We start from the raw sequence: 17643 nt of genomic DNA on the forward strand, positions 1-17643 counted from the left end.
GATTCCGGGTGGAAACCGTCTCTCCACCCGGGGGTGGAGAGACGGCCGCCCCGGACGCCGACGCGTCTCAGACTCCGACGCGTCTCAGACGTCGATGCGCGACCGGTCCAGGGTCGCCGCCGAGTTGGTGATGAACTCCTTGCGCGGCGCGACCTCGTTGCCCATGAGCAGGTGGAAGGCGTGCTCGGCGGCCTCCAGATCGCTGATGTTGATACGCCGCAGCGTGCGGTGACGCGGGTCCATCGTGGTCTCCGCCAGCTGGTCGGCGTCCATCTCGCCGAGACCCTTGTAGCGCTGGATGCCGTCCTTGTAGCGGACCTCGCGGCGCTCCAGGTCCAGCAGCGTCTCCCGCAGCTCGTTGTCGGAGTACGTGTAGATGTACTTGTCCTGGCCCCGCTTCGGGTGGGTCAGCTCCACCCGGTGCAGCGGCGGCACGGCCGAGAAGACCCGCCCCTGCTCCACCATCGGGCGCATGTAGCGCTGGAAGAGGGTGAGCAGCAGACAGCGGATATGGGCGCCGTCGACGTCGGCGTCGGCGAGGAAGATCACCTTGCCGTAGCGGGCCTGGTCGATGTCGAACGTACGGCCCGAACCGGCTCCTATGACCTGGATGATCGACCCGCACTCGGCGTTCTTCAGCATGTCCGAGACGGACGACTTCTGAACGTTGAGGATCTTGCCGCGGATCGGCAGCAGCGCCTGGAACTCGGAGTTCCGGGCGAGCTTGGCCGTACCGAGCGCCGAGTCGCCCTCGACGATGAACAGCTCGCTGCGGTCCACGTCGTCGCTGCGGCAGTCGGCCAGCTTCGCGGGCAGCGAAGAGGACTCCAGCGCGGTCTTGCGGCGCTGCGCCTCCTTGTGCTGACGGGCCGCGATCCGGGTACGGGCCGCGGCGACGACCTTCTCCAGGACGGCACGGGCCTGCTGCTTGTCGTCCCGCTTGCCGGACGTCAGGAACGCCTTCAGCTCCTTGGCGACCACGTTGGCCACGATCCGGGAGGCGGCCGAGGTGCCCAGCACCTCCTTGGTCTGGCCCTCGAACTGCGGCTCCGCGAGCCGCACGGTCACGACGGCGGTCAGGCCCTCCATGACGTCGTCCTTGACGACGTCGTCCTCGGCGACGCGCAGCAGCTTGGCGGAGCGCAGCACCTCGTTGACGGTCTTGGTGACCGAGCGCTCGAAGCCGGAGACGTGGGTGCCGCCCTTGGGGGTGGCGATGATGTTCACGAAGGACTTGGTGGTGGCGTCGTAGCCGGTGCCCCACCGGAGCGCGATGTCGACGGCCAGCTCGCGGGTGACCTCGGTCGGCGTCATATGGCCGCGGTCGTCGAGGACCGGCACGGTCTCCTTGAAGGTGCCCTGGCCGGGGAGGCGCAGCACATCGCAGACGGCCTTGTCCTGGGCGAGGTACTCGCAGAACTCGCTGATGCCGCCGTCGTAGCGGAATGTCTCCTCGACGGGCCCTTCCCGGCCCTCGATGGCCCGCTCGTCCCGGACGACCAGCGTCAGGCCAGGCACCAGGAAGGCGGTCTGGCGGGCCCGGGCGTGCAGATTCTCCAGGGAGAGCTTGGCGTCCTTGAGGAAGATCTGCCGGTCCGACCAGTAGCGGATGCGGGTGCCGGTGCGGGTCTTGGGGACCCGCTTGCCCTTGAGGATGCCGCTGGAGGGGTCGAAGGGGGCGTCCGTTCCGGATTCGGTGAAGATCCCGGGAACGCCGCGCCGGAAGCTGATCGAGTGGGTCTTGCCGTCCTTGTCCACCTCGACGTCGAGGCGGCTGGACAGCGCGTTCACCACGGAGGCGCCGACGCCGTGCAGGCCGCCGGAGGCCGCGTATGCTCCGCCGCCGAACTTGCCGCCGGCGTGCAGCTTGGTCATCACGACCTCGACGCCGGACAGTCCGGTCTTGGGCTCGACGTCGACCGGGATGCCCCGGCCGTTGTCCCGCACCTCGACGGAGCCGTCGTCGTGCAGGTTCACCTCGATGCGGTCACAATAGCCGCCCAGGGCCTCGTCGACCGAGTTGTCGATGATCTCCCAGAGACAGTGCATGAGACCGCGACTGTCGGTCGATCCGATGTACATTCCGGGGCGCTTGCGCACTGCCTCGAGCCCCTCGAGGACGAGAAGGTGCCGCGCGGTGTAGTTGGAGCCGCCCCGGTCTGCTCCGGTCAGCAGCGCAGTGGACGGCACGGACGTGTCGGCGGTCACGCGGTTCGCTCCTCGCTGAATTTCTTTTGGCCCAACTGTGGGCACGATGGTGGCACGGGTCGCCCGTCAGAGCGTACCGAGGCCTGATAGAGCCGTTGTGCCGCCACCCATGAAACGTCCATCGTAGTCCAGGCCACCCCGGTTTCGCTCATGCGTTCGATAGCCCGTTTGGCGTGAAGCACACATCACGTTCCCTTGGAGGCATGAACCATTTAGGCTCCGGGCACGTCCTCATGAACAACCGGCAACCCAGCCGGGAGGACAAAATCCGACAAGCGACGTGAATCCGTAAACCATCGCAATACGGCTCATTCGCCGCCAACCGTCACCATCCGGCCCACTCACAAGCAATTTTTGAGAAAAAGCCACGAGCGGGAACGATATCGGGCTGGTTGGATGTTGACCCTGGTACGACAGCTCGTCGAGCTAGAGAAGAGGCGACGTGACTACTGTTCTGACCCCCGCGAGCCCGCTGACGGCCGCTGACCGCTGCGACCGTTGCGGCGCCCAGGCATACCTGCGCGTCGTCCTGATGAGCGGTGGTGAACTGCTCTTCTGCGCCCACCACGGACGCAAGTTCGAGCCGGAACTCAAGAAGATCGCCGCGGAAATACAGGACGAGACCGAGCGGCTGACCGCCGCTCCGGCGTCCGCGTCGGACGACTGACGCCGACGCCTCGCGCCACGACGACGAGCGAAGCCGGCCGAGAGCCGGATGTCGGGCGGCCCGCCCCAGCCAGGGGAGGGCCGCCCGCGCTCGTGTCGCGGCGCCCCTTCACCGTGCGGCCCTACCGGCCCCAGGGACCTTCCGGGAACCGCCGGGCCTTCCGGGGACCTCCGGGCCTTCCGGGGACCTCCGGGCCTTCTGGGGCCCCAGGCCTTCCGGGCCTTCCGGCGGACCTGAGGCGGTCCGCCCGGCCGACACCTCGACCACATCCGACGGCTCAGCCATACGCGGCCACCAGCGACACCACCGCCGAGATCCGCGTGTAGACACCCGGCCGCCCGGCCACCGCACAGCCACTCCCCCAGGACACCAGGCCCACCAGCCGCCCCCCGGCGACCAGCGGACCACCGCTGTCCCCCTGGCAGGCATCCCGGCCACCGCTCGTTACCCCGGCGCAGACCATCGAAGCGGACTGGTAATCGCCCTCCGCGTTGCCGGGGTAGGCGCTCCGGCACGTCGAGTCGGCCAGGATGCGCACCTCCGTGGCCCGCAGCGTCAGCGCATAGCTGCCATCGCCGCCCGTATCGCCCCAGCCGTACACCAGAGCCCGGCCCCCGGCCCGGTACGCCGGATCGCCGGCGCGCGCCATCTTGATGACGTAGGCGGGCGGCAGCGGCCGCCCCAGAGTGAGCACCGCGATGTCACCGGCCCGGTCGTCGGACTGGTACGCCGGATTGACCCACACCTTCGCCGGTGCCATCTCCACCCCGCGGGTCCCCCGCAGGTCGTTGCGGCCGACGATCACGCGCAGGTCCCGCACCTCCTGCCACTTCTTGCCCAGCACCGCCCTGCTCAGGCAGTGTGCCGCCGTGATGACTCGCGTGGGGGCCACCGCCACACCCCCGCAGAACTGCCCCGAGCGCTTCGCACCGAACAGCTCACGACTGGCCAGCGCGACCGCCCAGGGCGCCTCGGCCGTAGAAACCCGGTGACCGCCCACCACGGCGCGGTCGGCCGTCGCCGGAGCGGGCGCGACCAGCAGCAGCGCGAGCGCGGCGGCGAGCGCCGCCGCGAGCAGCACGGCGAGGCGGGCGGGGAGCGGGGGCAGCGACCTACACATGCAGCCTCCTGACCGTACGGAGCGAGTCGCCCACCCAGCGTTACCCCGCCCGGCGCGGTCCGCATCCTGGAGTGGGCCAACCGGGGCGGGCCGTGCTCGGCCAACCGGGTGGATCGCTCTCGGACAGCACGAAGGCCGGGCCCTCCGAGAAGAGGCCCGGCCTTCGTGGCGGCGCCGCGCGGTGCCGACGGCGACCCGTCAGGCCCGTCGGTCCAGGTCAGTCCAGGTAGTCGCGCAGGACCTGGGAACGGGACGGGTGGCGCAGCTTCGACATGGTCTTGGACTCGATCTGGCGGATGCGCTCACGCGTCACGCCATAGACCTTGCCGATCTCGTCGAGCGTCTTCGGCTGACCGTCGGTGAGACCGAAGCGCATGGAGACCACGCCCGCCTCGCGCTCGCTGAGCGTGTCGAGCACCGAGTGCAGCTGCTCCTGGAGCAGGGTGAAGCTCACGGCGTCGGCCGGGACGACGGCCTCGGAGTCCTCGATGAGGTCACCGAACTCGCTGTCGCCGTCCTCGCCCAGCGGGGTGTGCAGGGAGATCGGCTCGCGGCCGTACTTCTGGACCTCGATGACCTTCTCGGGGGTCATGTCCAGTTCCTTGGCCAGCTCCTCCGGGGTGGGCTCACGGCCCAGGTCCTGGAGCATCTGGCGCTGTACCCGCGCGAGCTTGTTGATGACCTCGACCATGTGCACCGGGATACGGATGGTGCGGGCCTGGTCGGCCATGGCGCGGGTGATCGCCTGGCGAATCCACCAGGTGGCGTACGTCGAGAACTTGTAGCCCTTGGTGTAGTCGAACTTCTCGACGGCGCGGATCAGACCCAGGTTGCCCTCCTGGATCAGGTCCAGGAAGAGCATGCCGCGGCCGGTGTAGCGCTTGGCCAGGGAGACCACCAGACGGAGGTTGGCCTCCAGGAGGTGGTTCTTGGCGCGGCGGCCGTCCTCGGCGATGATCTCCAGCTCGCGCTTGAGCTTGGGAGCGAGCTTGTCGGAGTTGGCGAGCTTGTCCTCGGCGAACAGACCGGCCTCGATCCGCTTCGCGAGCTCGACCTCCTGCTCAGCGTTGAGCAGCGGGACCTTGCCGATCTGCTTCAGGTAGTCCTTGACCGGGTCGGCGGTGGCACCGGCCGCGGCGACCTGCTGCGCCGGGGCGTCGTCCTCGTCGTCGTCGGAGAGCACGAAGCCCGCGTTCTCCGGCTCGGGCTCGGCACCCTCGGCAGCGGGCTTGCCCGGCGCCGGGACCTCTTCGATGGCGTCATCGGCCTCGAGGATCTCGTCGGTGACGTCCTTCTTGGCGGTCGTCTTCTTCGCGACCGTCTTCTTGGCGGCCGTGGTCTTCTTCGCCGCCGCCTTCTTGGCGGTGGCCTTCTTGGCGACGGCCTTCTTCGCGGGCGACGCCGCGTCCTCGTCCGGGCCGCCCGTGGCGGTCGCGGGAGCGGCCGGAGCGGCGGGGGCCTTCTTGGCGGCGACCGTCTTGGCCGCGACGGTCTTGGTGGCGGTGCGCTTTGCCGGGCTCTTCGCTGCGACGCTCTTGCGGGTGCGCTTGGGCGCCTCTGCGGCACTGACCATCAGCGTCACACCCTCCTCGTCGAGGATCTGGTTGAGGCTGCGCAGAACGTTCTTCCACTGGGTTGGCGGAATCTGGTCAGCCTCGAAGGCCCGACGCACGTCATCGCCGGCGATCTGCCCCTCAGCCTTTCCCCGCTCGATGAGCGCCATGACAGACTCGGATTCGGCGATCTCCGGCGGGAGCGTACGGGATGTGCTGGCCGACACGAACAACCTCTCGGAACGTTGGAAACGGCTTCCGGCCCCGTCCGCTGTGGACCGGAGCCGACGACCGCCGGCAGGGATGAACCGACGGCGCGCGGGCGGAGTGCGGAGGACTACAGCGTCACGAGCGACATCCGTATTCCCTCCGCGGCAGCCACCTCTTTAATCATCGCGCTGCCCCAAAGAGCGTTACGCCCAATCGCCGTGGCCCGAGTCACACCACATATCGGCCTTAATACCCACCCAACGGGACAGATAACTCCGAGTCGATCACGCACTGACTCCCGGGCGGTGCTCCCGATCCACCCGAACCGCGTCTCATGTCACGTCCCGCGCCTCATGTCTCGTCTCCGCGCCGCGCCGCCGAACCCGCGGGCGGGATTCGGCGGCGCCGCTCCGTACGCCGTACGCCGCTCACCGCCGACGGCCCACCGCCCGCGGCTTGCCATACGCCGTACACCCCGGGCGCCGCACGCGGCGTGTGCTCAGTGCTCGCGCGGCGCGGGTACCCCGACCTCGGCGTGATCGAGGTCCAGGTGGACGGTCAGGAGTTGGCGCATCGCCCCTTCGGCCGCCGCGGCGTCGCCCGACCCGACCGCCTCGACGATCCGGCGGTGGTGTCCGACGCTCGCCTCGGTGAGCCGGTCACAGCCGCTGGCCGGCGACCCGGAGACGTGGAGGGCGGCGGCGACGATGCCCGCCAGGTGCTCCAGCATCCGGTTGCCCCCGACCTGGAGCAGCAGGGCATGGAACTCCGCGTCGGCGCGGGAGAAGGTGAGGGTGTCGCCCTGGGTCAGCGAGTGCCCCATGATCTCGGCCATGTCGGCCAGCCGCTGCTGCACGTCCTCCCGGCCGTGCCCGGCGGCGAGACGCGCCGCGAGCGGCTCGATGGTCCAGCGCAGCTCGCACAGCTCGCGGCGCTGGTCGTCACGCTGCGGCCCGAAGGCGCGCCACTCGATGATGTCCGGATCGAGCAGGTTCCAGTCGCTGACCGGGCGGACCCGGGTGCCGACGTTGGGGCGGGCGCTGACCAGGCCCTTGGCCTCGAGGACGCGCAGCGATTCCCGGACGACGGTGCGGGAGACCTCGAAGCGCTGGCCGATCTCCTCCGGGACCAGCGGGCGGTCGGCACCCAGGTCACCGGAGACGATCATCTGGCCGAGCTGCTGGACGAGTTGGCCGTGCAGCCCGCGGCCCCGGTTGCCGGTCGTGCGACGGCCCACCCGGCCGATCTCCGCGTCGGCGCCGTCCCAGGAGGGGGCGCTGCCGCGGTCGGCGCCGGGGGCGTCGGCGTAGGAGTAGCGGTCAAGCCCGCCCGAGCCGGCGAGGCCGGAGTCGGCGGAACGAGCCGCGGTCATGGTGGTGTGCGCAAGGGTACTCACGCATCCTTTGTCGGCGACGCTCCGGAGGCCCTTGAGGTCTTTGGTGAAAAGCACACGAAAGGGTGATCGCCCATTACCTCACAATTGACGCTGATTCGGACAGAAAGCAGCACCCTTCACCGGAGTTTGCGACCACTTCATGAGCCGCTCCCGCACAACCGCTCCCGAGCCGTTCCCGGGGTGCCACCGCGGGCCACCCGCCGCGGACCGGCCCCCGCGTCCCGGTCCGCGGCGGGGCCGTCTACTGGCGGGCTCGCCTGCTGCGCAGCCCGGTGAGGGCGTAGGCGAAGAGCAGCACCGCCACGGACAGCATCAGGGCCTGTCCCACGGGCTGGCCCGCGAGCCGCAGCGCGGCCGCCACTCCCCGGTTGAGCATGGACGGCGGACGGTCCAGCGCCACGGCGCGCAGCCGGTGCGGCAGCCCGACGAGCAAGTGCAGCGACGGCTCGTCCATCGCGCGCCGGACCACGGGAACCGCCAGGACCGGCACCGCGAGGAGCGTGGCCAGCCCGAGCGCGGTGGACCGGAAGACGCCCGCGGCGAGCAGCCCGGCCCATGAGCAGCCGATGGTGAGGCCGAAAACGCTCGCCATCAGCACCGGCCAGTCGCTCGGGAGCGGCACCGCGTTCCCGCCGACGAGCATCAGGAGCGCCGCGCTGTCGAGGATGATGGCGCCGATCGACAGCAGCGTGGCACCGACCGCGCAGACGACGAACTTGGCGGCCAGCAGACCGACCTGGTGCGGTACGGCGTCCCGGGCGGGGGCCAGCGCCGGGTAGCGGAACTCATCGCCGAAGGCGAGGGCGCCCAGCAGCCCGGCGGCGATCGCGATGGGCGGCAGCGGGAGGTCGGCGGGCCAGCCGGTGAGCCGGTGCAGCTCCCCGGCACCGCCCTCGCGGGCGAGCAGGACGGAGGCGAGGAGCGAGATGGCGAGCGCCACGGCACCGATCAGCCAGCCGCTCCGCACCCCGGTGGCACGGCGCAGTTCGTAGCGCATCGGCCAGGCGGGGCCGGGGACCCGGAGCTTGGGGAGCACCCGGGGCGGTGCGGCCTCGGGATCGCGGGCGTGGGCTCCCGCGGGGGTCGTGGGCCCCAGGTCGGCGGCCTCCTCGACCAGCCGGTGCACCACGATGCCGTGGCGGTAGGCGGCCTCGCCGACGGAGGCGCTGGGGAGGCCGTACACGGAGATGCGGGTTTCGTCGTCCCGCACCACCGAGAACGGATCGGCGACCGCCTCCTCCTCGGCCCCGGGCTCCGCGTCGGCCGCCACGGCACTCGCGGGGGCCTCGGCGCCGGGCGCCGGAACCGGGGCAGTGGCGGGGACGGAGACAGGGACCGGGACGGTGGCGGGTTCGGCATCCGTCCCGGGGACGCTCGCTCCCGGCGGCGCGGTGTCGCCCTCGGCCTTCGCCTTGTCCTTGGCGCGGCCCAGGCCGCCGATACCGATCTTGGTCCTGACCTTGGCCCCGGCCTTGGCCTCGCTCTCGGCCGCGGCCTGTTCCGCCTGCGCGCGAGCCGCCGCTTCGGCCGCCGCCGCGCGCTCCGCCCGCCGCTCGGCCTCCGCCGCCTCCCGGACGGCGTCCGCCTCCTCCTCCAGGACGGCGGCCAGCCGGCCCGCGAGCGGTGAGCGGACGACGACGCGGGGGCGCAGCCGGGTACGGGCGAAGTCGTCGACCGGCTGATCGGCCACCAGGCGGCCCGCCTCCAGGGTGAGGACGCGGTCCGCGACGCGAATGACCCCTTCCGCGTCCTCGGTGGTGATCAGCACGGCGCCGCCCTGGTCGGCGAATCCGCGCAGCAGTCCGTTGAGCCAGTCGGTCTCGCGGGCCGACAGGTCCCGGGCCGGTTCGTCCAGCACCAGCGTGTGCGGATCTCCGAGCAGCGCCGTGGCGATGCCGAGGCGGCGCTCCATCCCGAGGGCCAGATCGCCAAGGCGCTCGTCCGCCAGGTCGGTGAGGCCGACAACATCGAGGACGACATCGGCGCGGGCGGCGGGCACCCCGGCGGCGGCACCGAGCATTCTCAAGTGACCGCGCACGGTGCGCCCCGGATGCCCAGGGGCATCGTCGAGGAGGACGCCGATCTCACGGGCCGGGCGCCGGATGCGGTGCAGGGGGCGACCCCGGAAGAACGCGGAGCCGTGACCCCGGTCGAGTTGCAGCAGCAGCCGCAATGCGCTGGTCTTCCCGGCGCCGGGGCCACCGAGCAGGGCGGTGACACGGCCCGGAGACGCCTCGAAGGTGAGATCGTCGATGGCGGGCGCGTGGTTGCGGCGGCGGGCGCTGGTCAGTCCGGTGGCCTGGATCATGGCTTCTCCCGCGGGGCATGGAACCGCTCGGTGGCACGTGGGGACTGGTGACGTACCGGAGCACGGTAACCCGCTATGTCCTATTTCGTCGGCACATACACCCCCTGTTGAGTCGTCGTGTCACGGGCCGTCATACCTCGGGACGCAGCATGGGCGGATTCAGCAGCGTGGCCCCCCCGGCCCGGAACAGCTGAGCGGGCCGCCCGCCCTGACGGGTCGTCGTGCCCCCGGTGGGCACCAGGAACCCCGGGGTTCCGGTGACCTTGCGGTGGAAGTTGCGCGGGTCCAGGGCCACGCCCCACACCGCCTCGTACACCCGGCGCAGCTCGCCGACCGTGAACTCCTGGGGGCAGAAGGCGGTGGCCAGCGAGGAGTACTCGATCTTGGAGCGGGCGCGCTCGACGCCGTCCGCGAGGATGCGGGCGTGATCGAAGGCGAGCGGGGCGGCCAGGTCCGCGTCCCGACTGAAGGCACCTTCCTGGTCGAGCAGCGACTCGACCGGGGCCCAGCGGACACTGTGGGCGTCACCCCCGGGCCGGGGTGCGGGCAGGTCGGGAGCCAGCGCCAGATGCGCGACGCTGACCACCCGCATCCTGGGATCGCGCTTCGGGTCGCCGTAGGTGGCGAGCTGTTCGAGGTGGGCCGCGTTCGGCGGGACCGGGAGCGCCGGGTCATGTGCGAGCAGCCCGGTCTCCTCGGCCAGCTCCCTGGCCGCGGCGGCGGACAGGTCCTCGTCGGCGCGCACGAAGCCGCCGGGCAGCGCCCATCGCCCCTTGAAGGGCGACTCGCCGCGACGGACGGCCAACGCACACAGTGCGTGCCGCTGCACGGTGAGCACGACCAGATCCACGGTGACGGCGAAAGCCGGGAAGGCCGATGGGTCGTAGGGCATGAGACGATCATAGTCGTCTGCCTGACGATAATCAGGCCGTTGAGCATGATCGGCAATGTTCCCGAAACCGCTCTCCCAGGCGTTTTCCCGTTCGCCATTCGCACCTCCTTCCGCATGAGCCGATCACCCCCGACGTGTACCTGACGGTCCGTCCGGCGTCGTCCGTGGTCAGCGGCGGCTGCGCGTGCCGCGCCCGCCCGCCCTGCGCCGGGTCCGTGCCCTGCCCTCCGTCCGGCGCTTGGCGCCGGACGCTCCCGGTCCGGTGGGGCCGCCCGGTCCAGTGGTGCGGCCGGGCCATCGCCGTCCGGTCCGCTCCGGAAGCCCTCCGCCTTCCGCCACCGGCTCGGCCCCAGCGGGATCAGGGGCCGTCTCGGCGATCGCGCCGTCGAGACGCCGCAGCTCCTCGTGCACCGCGGCGTGCACCGCGTGATCCGCGGCGTCCCGGCGCAGACACTGGCGCAACAGCTCGGGATCGAGCCCCTCGTTGCACGCCTGATGGAGCAACTTGGCGAAGAGGTAGTGCGGATCGACCCGCAGCGCCCGGCCGAGCGCGACCCGGGCCGAGGGCTCGTCGCCGGACGACCAGGCGACCCAGCCGGCGAGGGTGAGCGGGGCCGCGGCGTGTTCCCCGTACGAGCCGACGCAGCGGCGGGCGAGCGCGCGCCACAGCCGCAGTGCCGCCTCGGCGTCCGGCTCCTCCATCCACTGGGCGGCCCGGTCGCGTGCCACCCGGTCCTGCAGCCCGATGATCACTGCGGCGGCTTCCTCCTCGTCCAGCAGGCCGTCGTCGCGGACATCGGCCGCGCTCGGGTCGGCGATCGGCGGCGCACCACGCAGGCGGTCCATCACCCGGCGCACGAGGCTTAATGTCTCCTCCCGCACAGCGGCACACTCCGCTCCCCCCAGGATTTTCGGTACGAGACGGCTTCCCGCGATGTCCAGCGCCCGCTCCTGCCCCTCGGCGCGGGTCCCGCCGAGCGGCGCGAGCCTGGCCTCCATCTCGCGCAGCGAACCGCGCACGTGCACCCCCGCGAAGGTCGCCGCCGCGGCCATCACCGAGGTGCCCGGCAGGGCCAGCGGCACCCCTTCCGGCGGACAGCAGCGCCGGTCGGGACAGACGTAGGACCAGAACCGGCGGTCGGAAACGCACAGCGCCTCGAAGACCGGCACCTCGAAGCCGCCGCACGCCGTGCGAAGGCGCTGGGCGAGGGGCCGCAGCCGCTCCATCACATCCCGCCCGGACTCGCCTTCCGCCGGTTCCTGGCAGAGGAACAGCACGATCCCGTCGGGCCGGTCACCACGCCGCTCGCTGCCCCCGATCAGGCACTCGGCGAGCTGATCGCACACCTCGGGCCACTCCTCGCGGACGCGGGGGATGCCAAGCCTGAGCCTGCCGCCGAACCGGCCGCGCGGCCCGTGCAGCGCGATCATCACGACGCTGTCATCGGGGTGGAAGCCCAGAACGTAGGGCAGGGCGTCGGCGAGCTCGGCGGGGCTGCGGAGGGTGACCTGCTCCTCGCCGGACAGACCGGCCGTGTCGTTGTCTCGAGTCATGACCCGACGGTCCCTCAGCCCGATCGGCTCCGCCAGCCCTGTGGATAACGTTATCCACAGGCAGCGGGCCCCGTTCGCGCATTGTCGGGGGGATCGGGTTGCATGGGGGCATGAGCGACGAAGATCTGCGCCTCTCGGCCGACCGCGTCCTGGCCCGCCTCGTCGGGGACACCACCGGCTCCGCGCGGCTGCGCGAGGATCAATGGCGGGCCATCGAGGCGCTGGTCGCCGACCGCCGCCGGGCGCTGGTCGTGCAGCGTACCGGCTGGGGCAAGTCCGCCGTGTACTTCGTCGCGACCGCGCTGCTGCGCGAGCGCGGCAGCGGCCCGACCGTGATCGTCTCCCCGCTGCTGGCGCTGATGCGCAACCAGGTCGACGCCGCGGCGCGGGCCGGTATCAAGGCCCGCACCATCAACTCGGCGAACGCCGAGGAGTGGGACACCATCCAGGCGGAGGTGGCCGCGGGTGACGTGGATGTGCTGCTGGTGAGCCCGGAGCGGCTCAACAACCCCGATTTCCGCGATCAGGTGCTGCCCCGGCTCGCCGCCGCCACCGGGCTGCTGGTGGTCGACGAGGCACATTGCATCTCCGACTGGGGTCATGACTTCCGGCCCGATTACCGCAGGCTGCGCACCATGCTGGCCGACCTGCCCCAGGGCGTGCCCGTGCTGGCCACGACGGCGACGGCCAACGCCCGGGTGACGGCGGATGTGGCCGAGCAGTTGGGCACGGGCGGGCGCGAGAAGCCGGGCGACGACGAGGGGAGTGCGCGGGCGCTGGTGCTGCGCGGCCCGCTGGACCGGGAGAGCCTGAGCCTGGGCGTGCTCCGGCTGCCGGACGCCGCGCACCGGCTCGCCTGGCTCGCCGACCACCTCCATGAGCTGCCGGGCTCCGGGATCGTCTACACCCTCACCGTCGCCGCGGCCGAGGAGGTGACCGCGTTTCTGCGGCAGCGCGGCCACACCGTCGCCTCCTACACCGGCAAGACGGAGAACGCGGACCGCCAGCAGGCCGAGGAGGACCTCTTGGCGAACCGGGTGAAGGCGCTGGTCGCCACCTCGGCGCTGGGTATGGGCTTCGACAAGCCGGACCTCGGCTTCGTGGTGCACCTCGGTTCGCCCTCCTCCCCCATCGCCTACTACCAGCAGGTCGGCCGTGCCGGGCGCGGTGTGGAGCACGCCGAGGTGCTGCTGCTGCCGGGCCGCGAGGACGAGGCGATCTGGCGCTATTTCGCCTCGCTCGCCTTCCCGCCCGAGGAGCAGGTGCGCCGCACCCTCGACGTCCTGGCGGCGGCGGACCGGCCGGTGTCCCTGCCCGCGCTGGAGCCGCAGGTCGAGCTGCGGCGGTCGCGTCTGGAGACGATGCTCAAGGTGCTCGACGTGGACGGGGCGGTGCGGCGGGTGCGCGGCGGCTGGACGGCCACCGGCCGCCCCTGGACCTACGACGCCGAGCGGTACGCCTGGGTGGCACGGCAGCGTGAGGCGGAGCAGCAGGCGATGCGCGACTACGCCTCGGCGGCCGCGTGCCGGATGGAGTTTCTGCGGCAGCAACTGGATGACGAGAAGGCGGCGCCCTGCGGTCGCTGTGACAACTGCGCGGGGGCCCGCTTCACCACCGAGGTGTCCGACGCCTCTCTCGACGCGGCGCGTGGCGAGCTGGGGCGGCCCGGTGTGGAGGTGGAGCCGCGCCGCATGTGGCCGACCGGGCTGCCCGCGGTCGGCGTCGACCTCAAGGGCCGTATTCCGGCGGGCGAACAGGCCGCGGCTGGCCGGGCGCTCGGCCGCCTCTCCGACATCGGCTGGGGCAACCGGCTGCGGCCGCTGCTCGCCGCGCAGGCGCCGGACACCCCGGTTCCCGACGATGTGGCGAGCGCGGTGGTGACCGTGCTCGCGGACTGGGCCAAGGGCCCCGGCGGATGGTCGTCGGGCGCCCCGGACGCACCGGCCCGCCCGGTGGGTGTGGTCACGGTCGCCTCGCACACCCGGCCCCAGCTCATCCAGAGCCTCGGCGAGCGGATCGCCGCCATCGGCCGGATGCCGCTGCTGGGCACCGTCTCCTACCAGGGCACCGAGGTGGACACCCGCGTGCCGCGCACCAACAGCGCGCAGCGGCTGCGGGCACTGCACGGGGCGCTGACCGTGCCGCCCGCGCTCGCGGCGGCCGTGGCCGAGGCCGGTGGCCCGGTGCTGCTCGTCGATGATCTGGCGGACACCGGCTGGACGTTGGCCGTCGCGGCCCGGCTGCTTCGCCGGGCCGGTGCGGCCGCGGTGTTTCCGCTGGTCCTCGCCGTGCAGGGCTGAGCCGGGCGGCGGCCCGCAGGGGGTGAGGAATATAGGAGGCACATAGCCGCAAACCGGCCAGGTGTGCCAACTGCTCATTGCCGCATGCGAGCGCTTCCCGCGAGAATTGTCAGAAGCTCCCCGCGCCGGCCTCTCGTGGCCCTGACGGGGCCGTGTCGTGGTGTGCGCCCGCGCCCGACCCTCGCACGGACCATGGGCGCGCAGACGAAGGGAGGACCGTGACCTTCGGCTTCGCTCCGCCACCGTCCACCGACCCCGCTGTCCGGCTGGGCCGGATGCTCGAACCCTCTGAATGGGCCGCCGCGGGCATTCCGCTGCTGCGCAGTCCACGCGAGGTCGTCCTCGGGATGCACGGCCGCCATCTGCCGACTCCCTCGACGGCCGTCGTCGCGGTCCTCGATCCGGAGGAACGCCTCACGGCGAGCGCCTCGTTCAGGCGGCACGGCTCCGCCGCACCCGACGGATGGGAGTTCCGCAACGCGCTCCTGGCCCAGCTGCGCCGGGTGATCCCGCATGATCTGCGGCGCCGCTCGCCGGTCCGCACCGCCGTGCTGCTCTACTGCCGCGAAGGGGAGAGCCGGTGGACGGAAGAGGACGGGGCCTGGATGTGGGGTCTGCGGGACGCCTGCACCCTCCACGGGCTGCGCTGTGGTGCGTACATCACCCTGACCCGGGAGGGCTGGCAGGTCCTGGGAGAGGGGCGGGGCGGCCGTCGGCCGCACTCCGCTTCGCTCCGGACCGCAGTGGGCATCGCCCCCGCACCCGATGGCGACGCGGCGCCCCTTCCGCGGCCCCTCGGCGGGGCACACGAGGTGCTGCGCCGCTCAGCGGCCGTCTGACCGCCGACCGTCCGGACGCCGGACAGCTCCTTGACGCGCGTCAGGGGCTGCCGGGCACCGGGCGTACGGGAAGTGCGGAATCAGACGCCCGCGGTCATAAGGCTGTTGATGCGCTGCGGGTCACCGCAGACGATCAGCAGCGCCGAGGCACGGCTCATCGCCTGGGGCAGTGCCTGGGCCACGACATCGTCCGCCCCGCCGTTGACGGCGACGACCACGACCGAACGGCCCTTGGCGCGGTCGGCGTCCGCGGCGGCGTAGAAGACGTCGTCACCGGCATCCTGCTGCGCCCAGTAGGACGCCTCGCCGAAGGACAACTCGTGTGCGGCCCACGGATGCTGATCACCGGTGGTCAGCACCAGGATTTCGCCTGGTGCCCGGCCGGAGTCCAGCAGCAGGTCGACTGCCTCGTCCGCCGCGTCCAGGGCGCCGTCCACCGAGGCGGGGATCAGCTGGATCTGGGGCGCGGCCGTCGAGGCGGGAGCAGTCTGGGCAGCCGGGGCCGCGGGGGCGGTCGGCGCAGGCTTCGCCGCATCGCTCGTAGTGCGCTGCGACGGAGCCGACGAGGTCCCGGCGGAACCACGGTTCGGACCGGGGCTTCCGGGCCGCCGCGGGGCGGGCCGGGGGCCGGGACCAGGGACAGGACGAGGGGTCGGCGCGGTGCGGCCTGCGGCCGGTGTCGCGCGAGGACCCGGGACACTCTCGTGAATCTGAGGCTCCTCGGGGATGAGAGGCATGGGCTGATGTCTATCAAACGTCGGTGCGAGTCGCACCGGCGGGTGGTGGTTCAAACCAGTCGGTCTGCTCAGAAGTCGAAGCCGAGTTGGCCGCGGACCTCCAGCTCGACCGGTTCAGGTGTAGTGCGCACGCGCTTGAGGTGTCGCCAGCGGGGCAGCCCGTCCAGGTAGGCCCAGGACAGCCGGTGGTGGGGCGTGGGCCCCTGTTCCCGCAGGGCGGCGCGGTGCACGGGGGACGGGTATCCGGCGTTGTCCCCGAACCGGAAGTCCGCGTGCGCGTCTCCCAGTTCGGCCATCATCGCGTCCCGCCGCACCTTGGCGATCACGGAAGCGGCAGCGACGGCCACACAGGACTGATCGCCCTTGATGACCGTGCGGACCGTCCATGGAGCGCCGAGGTAGTCGTGCTTGCCATCGAGGATCACCGCGTCCGGACGGACGGGCAGCCCGTCGAGAGCCCGGGTCGCGGCGAGCCGGAGGGCCGCCGTCATCCCCAGATCGTCGATCTCCTCGGGCGAGGAGTGACCCAGGGCGTGCGCGGTGACCCATGACTCCAGCTCGTGCGCCAGCTCCGTGCGCCTCTTGGGGCTCAGCAGTTTGGAGTCCGTGAGCCCCGTCGGCGGGCGCCGCAGACCGGTGACCGCCGCGCAGACCGTCACCGGGCCTGCCCAAGCCCCTCGCCCGACCTCGTCGACACCGACGACGATCTTGGCTCCTGTCGTGGCGCGGAGCGAGCGCTCGACACTGTGGGTGGGCGGTTGGTAGGCCATGGCGAGGACAACATTACGCCGCTCACCCGGGCGCCGTGTACCCGGATCAGGCGCTACGCCCCCGGGCCGCCGGAACGGGTCCGGCCGCGGACGGCTCCGACGGCCCTCCGTACCCAACCCGACGCGGCGCGGGACCGGTTCGGCGTTGCGGTGAACACGGCTGTGATCTGGGACGACGCACATGCCGTTCGTCATTCCGCCGACGGAATCCAGTCCGGGAGCGGCTCGGTGCCCTCCAGCCATCCGCGAGGCGGTGCGCCGGGAGAACCGGACGCGACCACTCCGCCGGCGATCGCGCAGGTGGTGTCCACGTCCCCGCCCGCCTGCGCGGTCGTCCAGAACGCGTCCTCGAAGGAGTCCAGGTGCCGGGCAGCGGCCCACAGCGCGAAGGGCACGGTGTCATGGGCACTGGTGCGGCGGCCGCACCCCAGCACCGCGGCGACGGTACCGGCGTCCGCGTAGTCCAGCATGTCGCGGGCGCGCCGCAGCCCCGCCTGGACGGCGCTGCGCGGGACGGCCTCGACCACCCGGTCCAGCAGGGCTTCCGGACCACCGTGGCCCGCCGGGTCGGCCACCACGGCCGCCGCGGCGGCCACCGCCATCGCTCCCGCCACGGCCTCCCGGTGCTGGTGCGTGGTGTACGCGGAGATCTCCGCCTGATGCGTCGCCTGCTCCACCTCACCGGCGTACCAGGCGCCCAGCGGAGCGATCCGCATGGCGGCGCCATTACCCCATGACCCCTGTCCCTTGAACAGCCCGGCGGCCAGATCGCGCCAGTCGCCGCCCTCTCTGACCAGCCGGAGCATCCGGTTCACGGCGGGGCCGTACCCCCGGTCGAAGTCATGGCGCACGGCGAACGACCGGGCGAGGCCGTCCTGGTCGATCCGGCCGTGCTCGGCCAGGACGGCCAGCACGGAGCAGCCCATCTCGGTGTCGTCGGTCCACTGCCAGGGGGCGGGCGGCAGTTCACGGCGCTTGAGGAAGGGGTAGTTGGCGGGGACGAAGAACTGGGAGCCGAGGGCGTCGCCCACGGACAGCCCGCGCAGGCTCGCCAGAGCCCGGTGGTAACGGTCAGCGGTCATCGCTGCG

13 protein-coding genes are annotated in these 17643 nt (G+C 72.0%); 3 read left to right on the forward strand and 10 right to left on the reverse strand.

Annotation, left to right across the window (positions count from 1 at the left end):
- Nucleotides 1-84 precede the first annotated feature (84 nt).
- Entirely contained in the window at nucleotides 85-2208 is a 2124-nt protein-coding gene (locus ABZ370_RS16455) for a DNA topoisomerase IV subunit B (RefSeq protein WP_358620763.1), read from the reverse strand.
- A 442-nt stretch (nucleotides 2209-2650) separates the two neighbouring features.
- On the opposite strand from ABZ370_RS16455, the gene ABZ370_RS16460 reads away from it, so the two are divergent.
- Nucleotides 2651-2875, forward strand: a complete 225-nt coding sequence (locus ABZ370_RS16460; protein ID WP_358620766.1) for a hypothetical protein — start codon at nucleotides 2651-2653, stop codon at nucleotides 2873-2875.
- 277 nt (nucleotides 2876-3152) lie between these two features.
- Here ABZ370_RS16460 and ABZ370_RS16465 read toward each other — a convergent pair whose 3' ends face one another.
- The 6 genes from ABZ370_RS16465 to ABZ370_RS16490 all read right to left on the reverse strand — a co-directional run bounded on the left by ABZ370_RS16465 (nucleotide 3153) and on the right by ABZ370_RS16490 (nucleotide 11908).
- Complete coding sequence (locus tag ABZ370_RS16465; RefSeq protein WP_358620768.1) at nucleotides 3153-3995, reverse strand: serine protease; 843 nt, start codon at nucleotides 3993-3995, stop codon at nucleotides 3153-3155.
- Nucleotides 3996-4212: 217 nt separating this feature from the next.
- Nucleotides 4213-5775 carry an RNA polymerase sigma factor gene (locus tag ABZ370_RS16470; RefSeq protein WP_358620771.1) on the reverse strand — a complete coding sequence of 521 codons (1563 nt, stop codon included), beginning with the start codon at nucleotides 5773-5775 and terminating at the stop codon, nucleotides 4213-4215.
- A gap of 482 nt (nucleotides 5776-6257) precedes the next feature.
- Nucleotides 6258-7208 (reverse strand): FadR/GntR family transcriptional regulator, encoded by a 951-nt coding sequence (locus tag ABZ370_RS16475; RefSeq protein ID WP_358620774.1) that lies wholly within the window; start codon nucleotides 7206-7208, stop codon nucleotides 6258-6260.
- Between the two features lie 187 nt (nucleotides 7209-7395).
- Nucleotides 7396-9462, reverse strand: coding sequence for an ABC transporter ATP-binding protein (locus ABZ370_RS16480; RefSeq protein ID WP_358620777.1), 2067 nt, complete (start codon nucleotides 9460-9462; stop codon nucleotides 7396-7398).
- A 130-nt stretch (nucleotides 9463-9592) separates the two neighbouring features.
- Nucleotides 9593-10354 (reverse strand): NUDIX domain-containing protein, encoded by a 762-nt coding sequence (locus tag ABZ370_RS16485; RefSeq protein WP_358620779.1) that lies wholly within the window; start codon nucleotides 10352-10354, stop codon nucleotides 9593-9595.
- Nucleotides 10355-10522: 168 nt separating this feature from the next.
- Nucleotides 10523-11908 (reverse strand): DUF4192 domain-containing protein, encoded by a 1386-nt coding sequence (locus tag ABZ370_RS16490; RefSeq protein WP_358620781.1) that lies wholly within the window; start codon nucleotides 11906-11908, stop codon nucleotides 10523-10525.
- A gap of 110 nt (nucleotides 11909-12018) precedes the next feature.
- Here ABZ370_RS16490 and ABZ370_RS16495 point away from each other — a divergent pair, with 110 nt between their 5' ends.
- The gene (locus ABZ370_RS16495; RefSeq protein WP_358620784.1) at nucleotides 12019-14208 is read left to right on the forward strand and encodes a DEAD/DEAH box helicase; all 2190 of its coding nucleotides are present in this window, start codon (nucleotides 12019-12021) and stop codon (nucleotides 14206-14208) included.
- Nucleotides 14209-14483: 275 nt separating this feature from the next.
- Nucleotides 14484-15047 carry a hypothetical protein gene (locus tag ABZ370_RS16500; RefSeq protein WP_358620936.1) on the forward strand — a complete coding sequence of 188 codons (564 nt, stop codon included), beginning with the start codon at nucleotides 14484-14486 and terminating at the stop codon, nucleotides 15045-15047.
- An 80-nt stretch (nucleotides 15048-15127) separates the two neighbouring features.
- Here the strand turns inward: ABZ370_RS16500 and ABZ370_RS16505 are convergent, their stop codons facing one another.
- The 3 genes from ABZ370_RS16505 to ABZ370_RS16515 all read right to left on the reverse strand — a co-directional run bounded on the left by ABZ370_RS16505 (nucleotide 15128) and on the right by ABZ370_RS16515 (nucleotide 17636).
- Complete coding sequence (locus ABZ370_RS16505; protein WP_358620786.1) at nucleotides 15128-15784, reverse strand: hypothetical protein; 657 nt, start codon at nucleotides 15782-15784, stop codon at nucleotides 15128-15130.
- A gap of 68 nt (nucleotides 15785-15852) precedes the next feature.
- Nucleotides 15853-16554 carry a ribonuclease HII gene (locus ABZ370_RS16510; protein ID WP_358620788.1) on the reverse strand — a complete coding sequence of 234 codons (702 nt, stop codon included), beginning with the start codon at nucleotides 16552-16554 and terminating at the stop codon, nucleotides 15853-15855.
- A 191-nt stretch (nucleotides 16555-16745) separates the two neighbouring features.
- On the reverse strand, nucleotides 16746-17636 hold the full coding sequence (locus ABZ370_RS16515) for an ADP-ribosylglycohydrolase family protein (protein ID WP_358620790.1): 891 nt from the start codon (nucleotides 17634-17636) through the stop codon (nucleotides 16746-16748).
- Nucleotides 17637-17643 lie beyond the last annotated feature (7 nt).

The organism is Streptomyces sp. NPDC005962 (genome assembly GCF_040629205.1).
Lineage (GTDB): Bacteria > Actinomycetota > Actinomycetes > Streptomycetales > Streptomycetaceae > Streptomyces.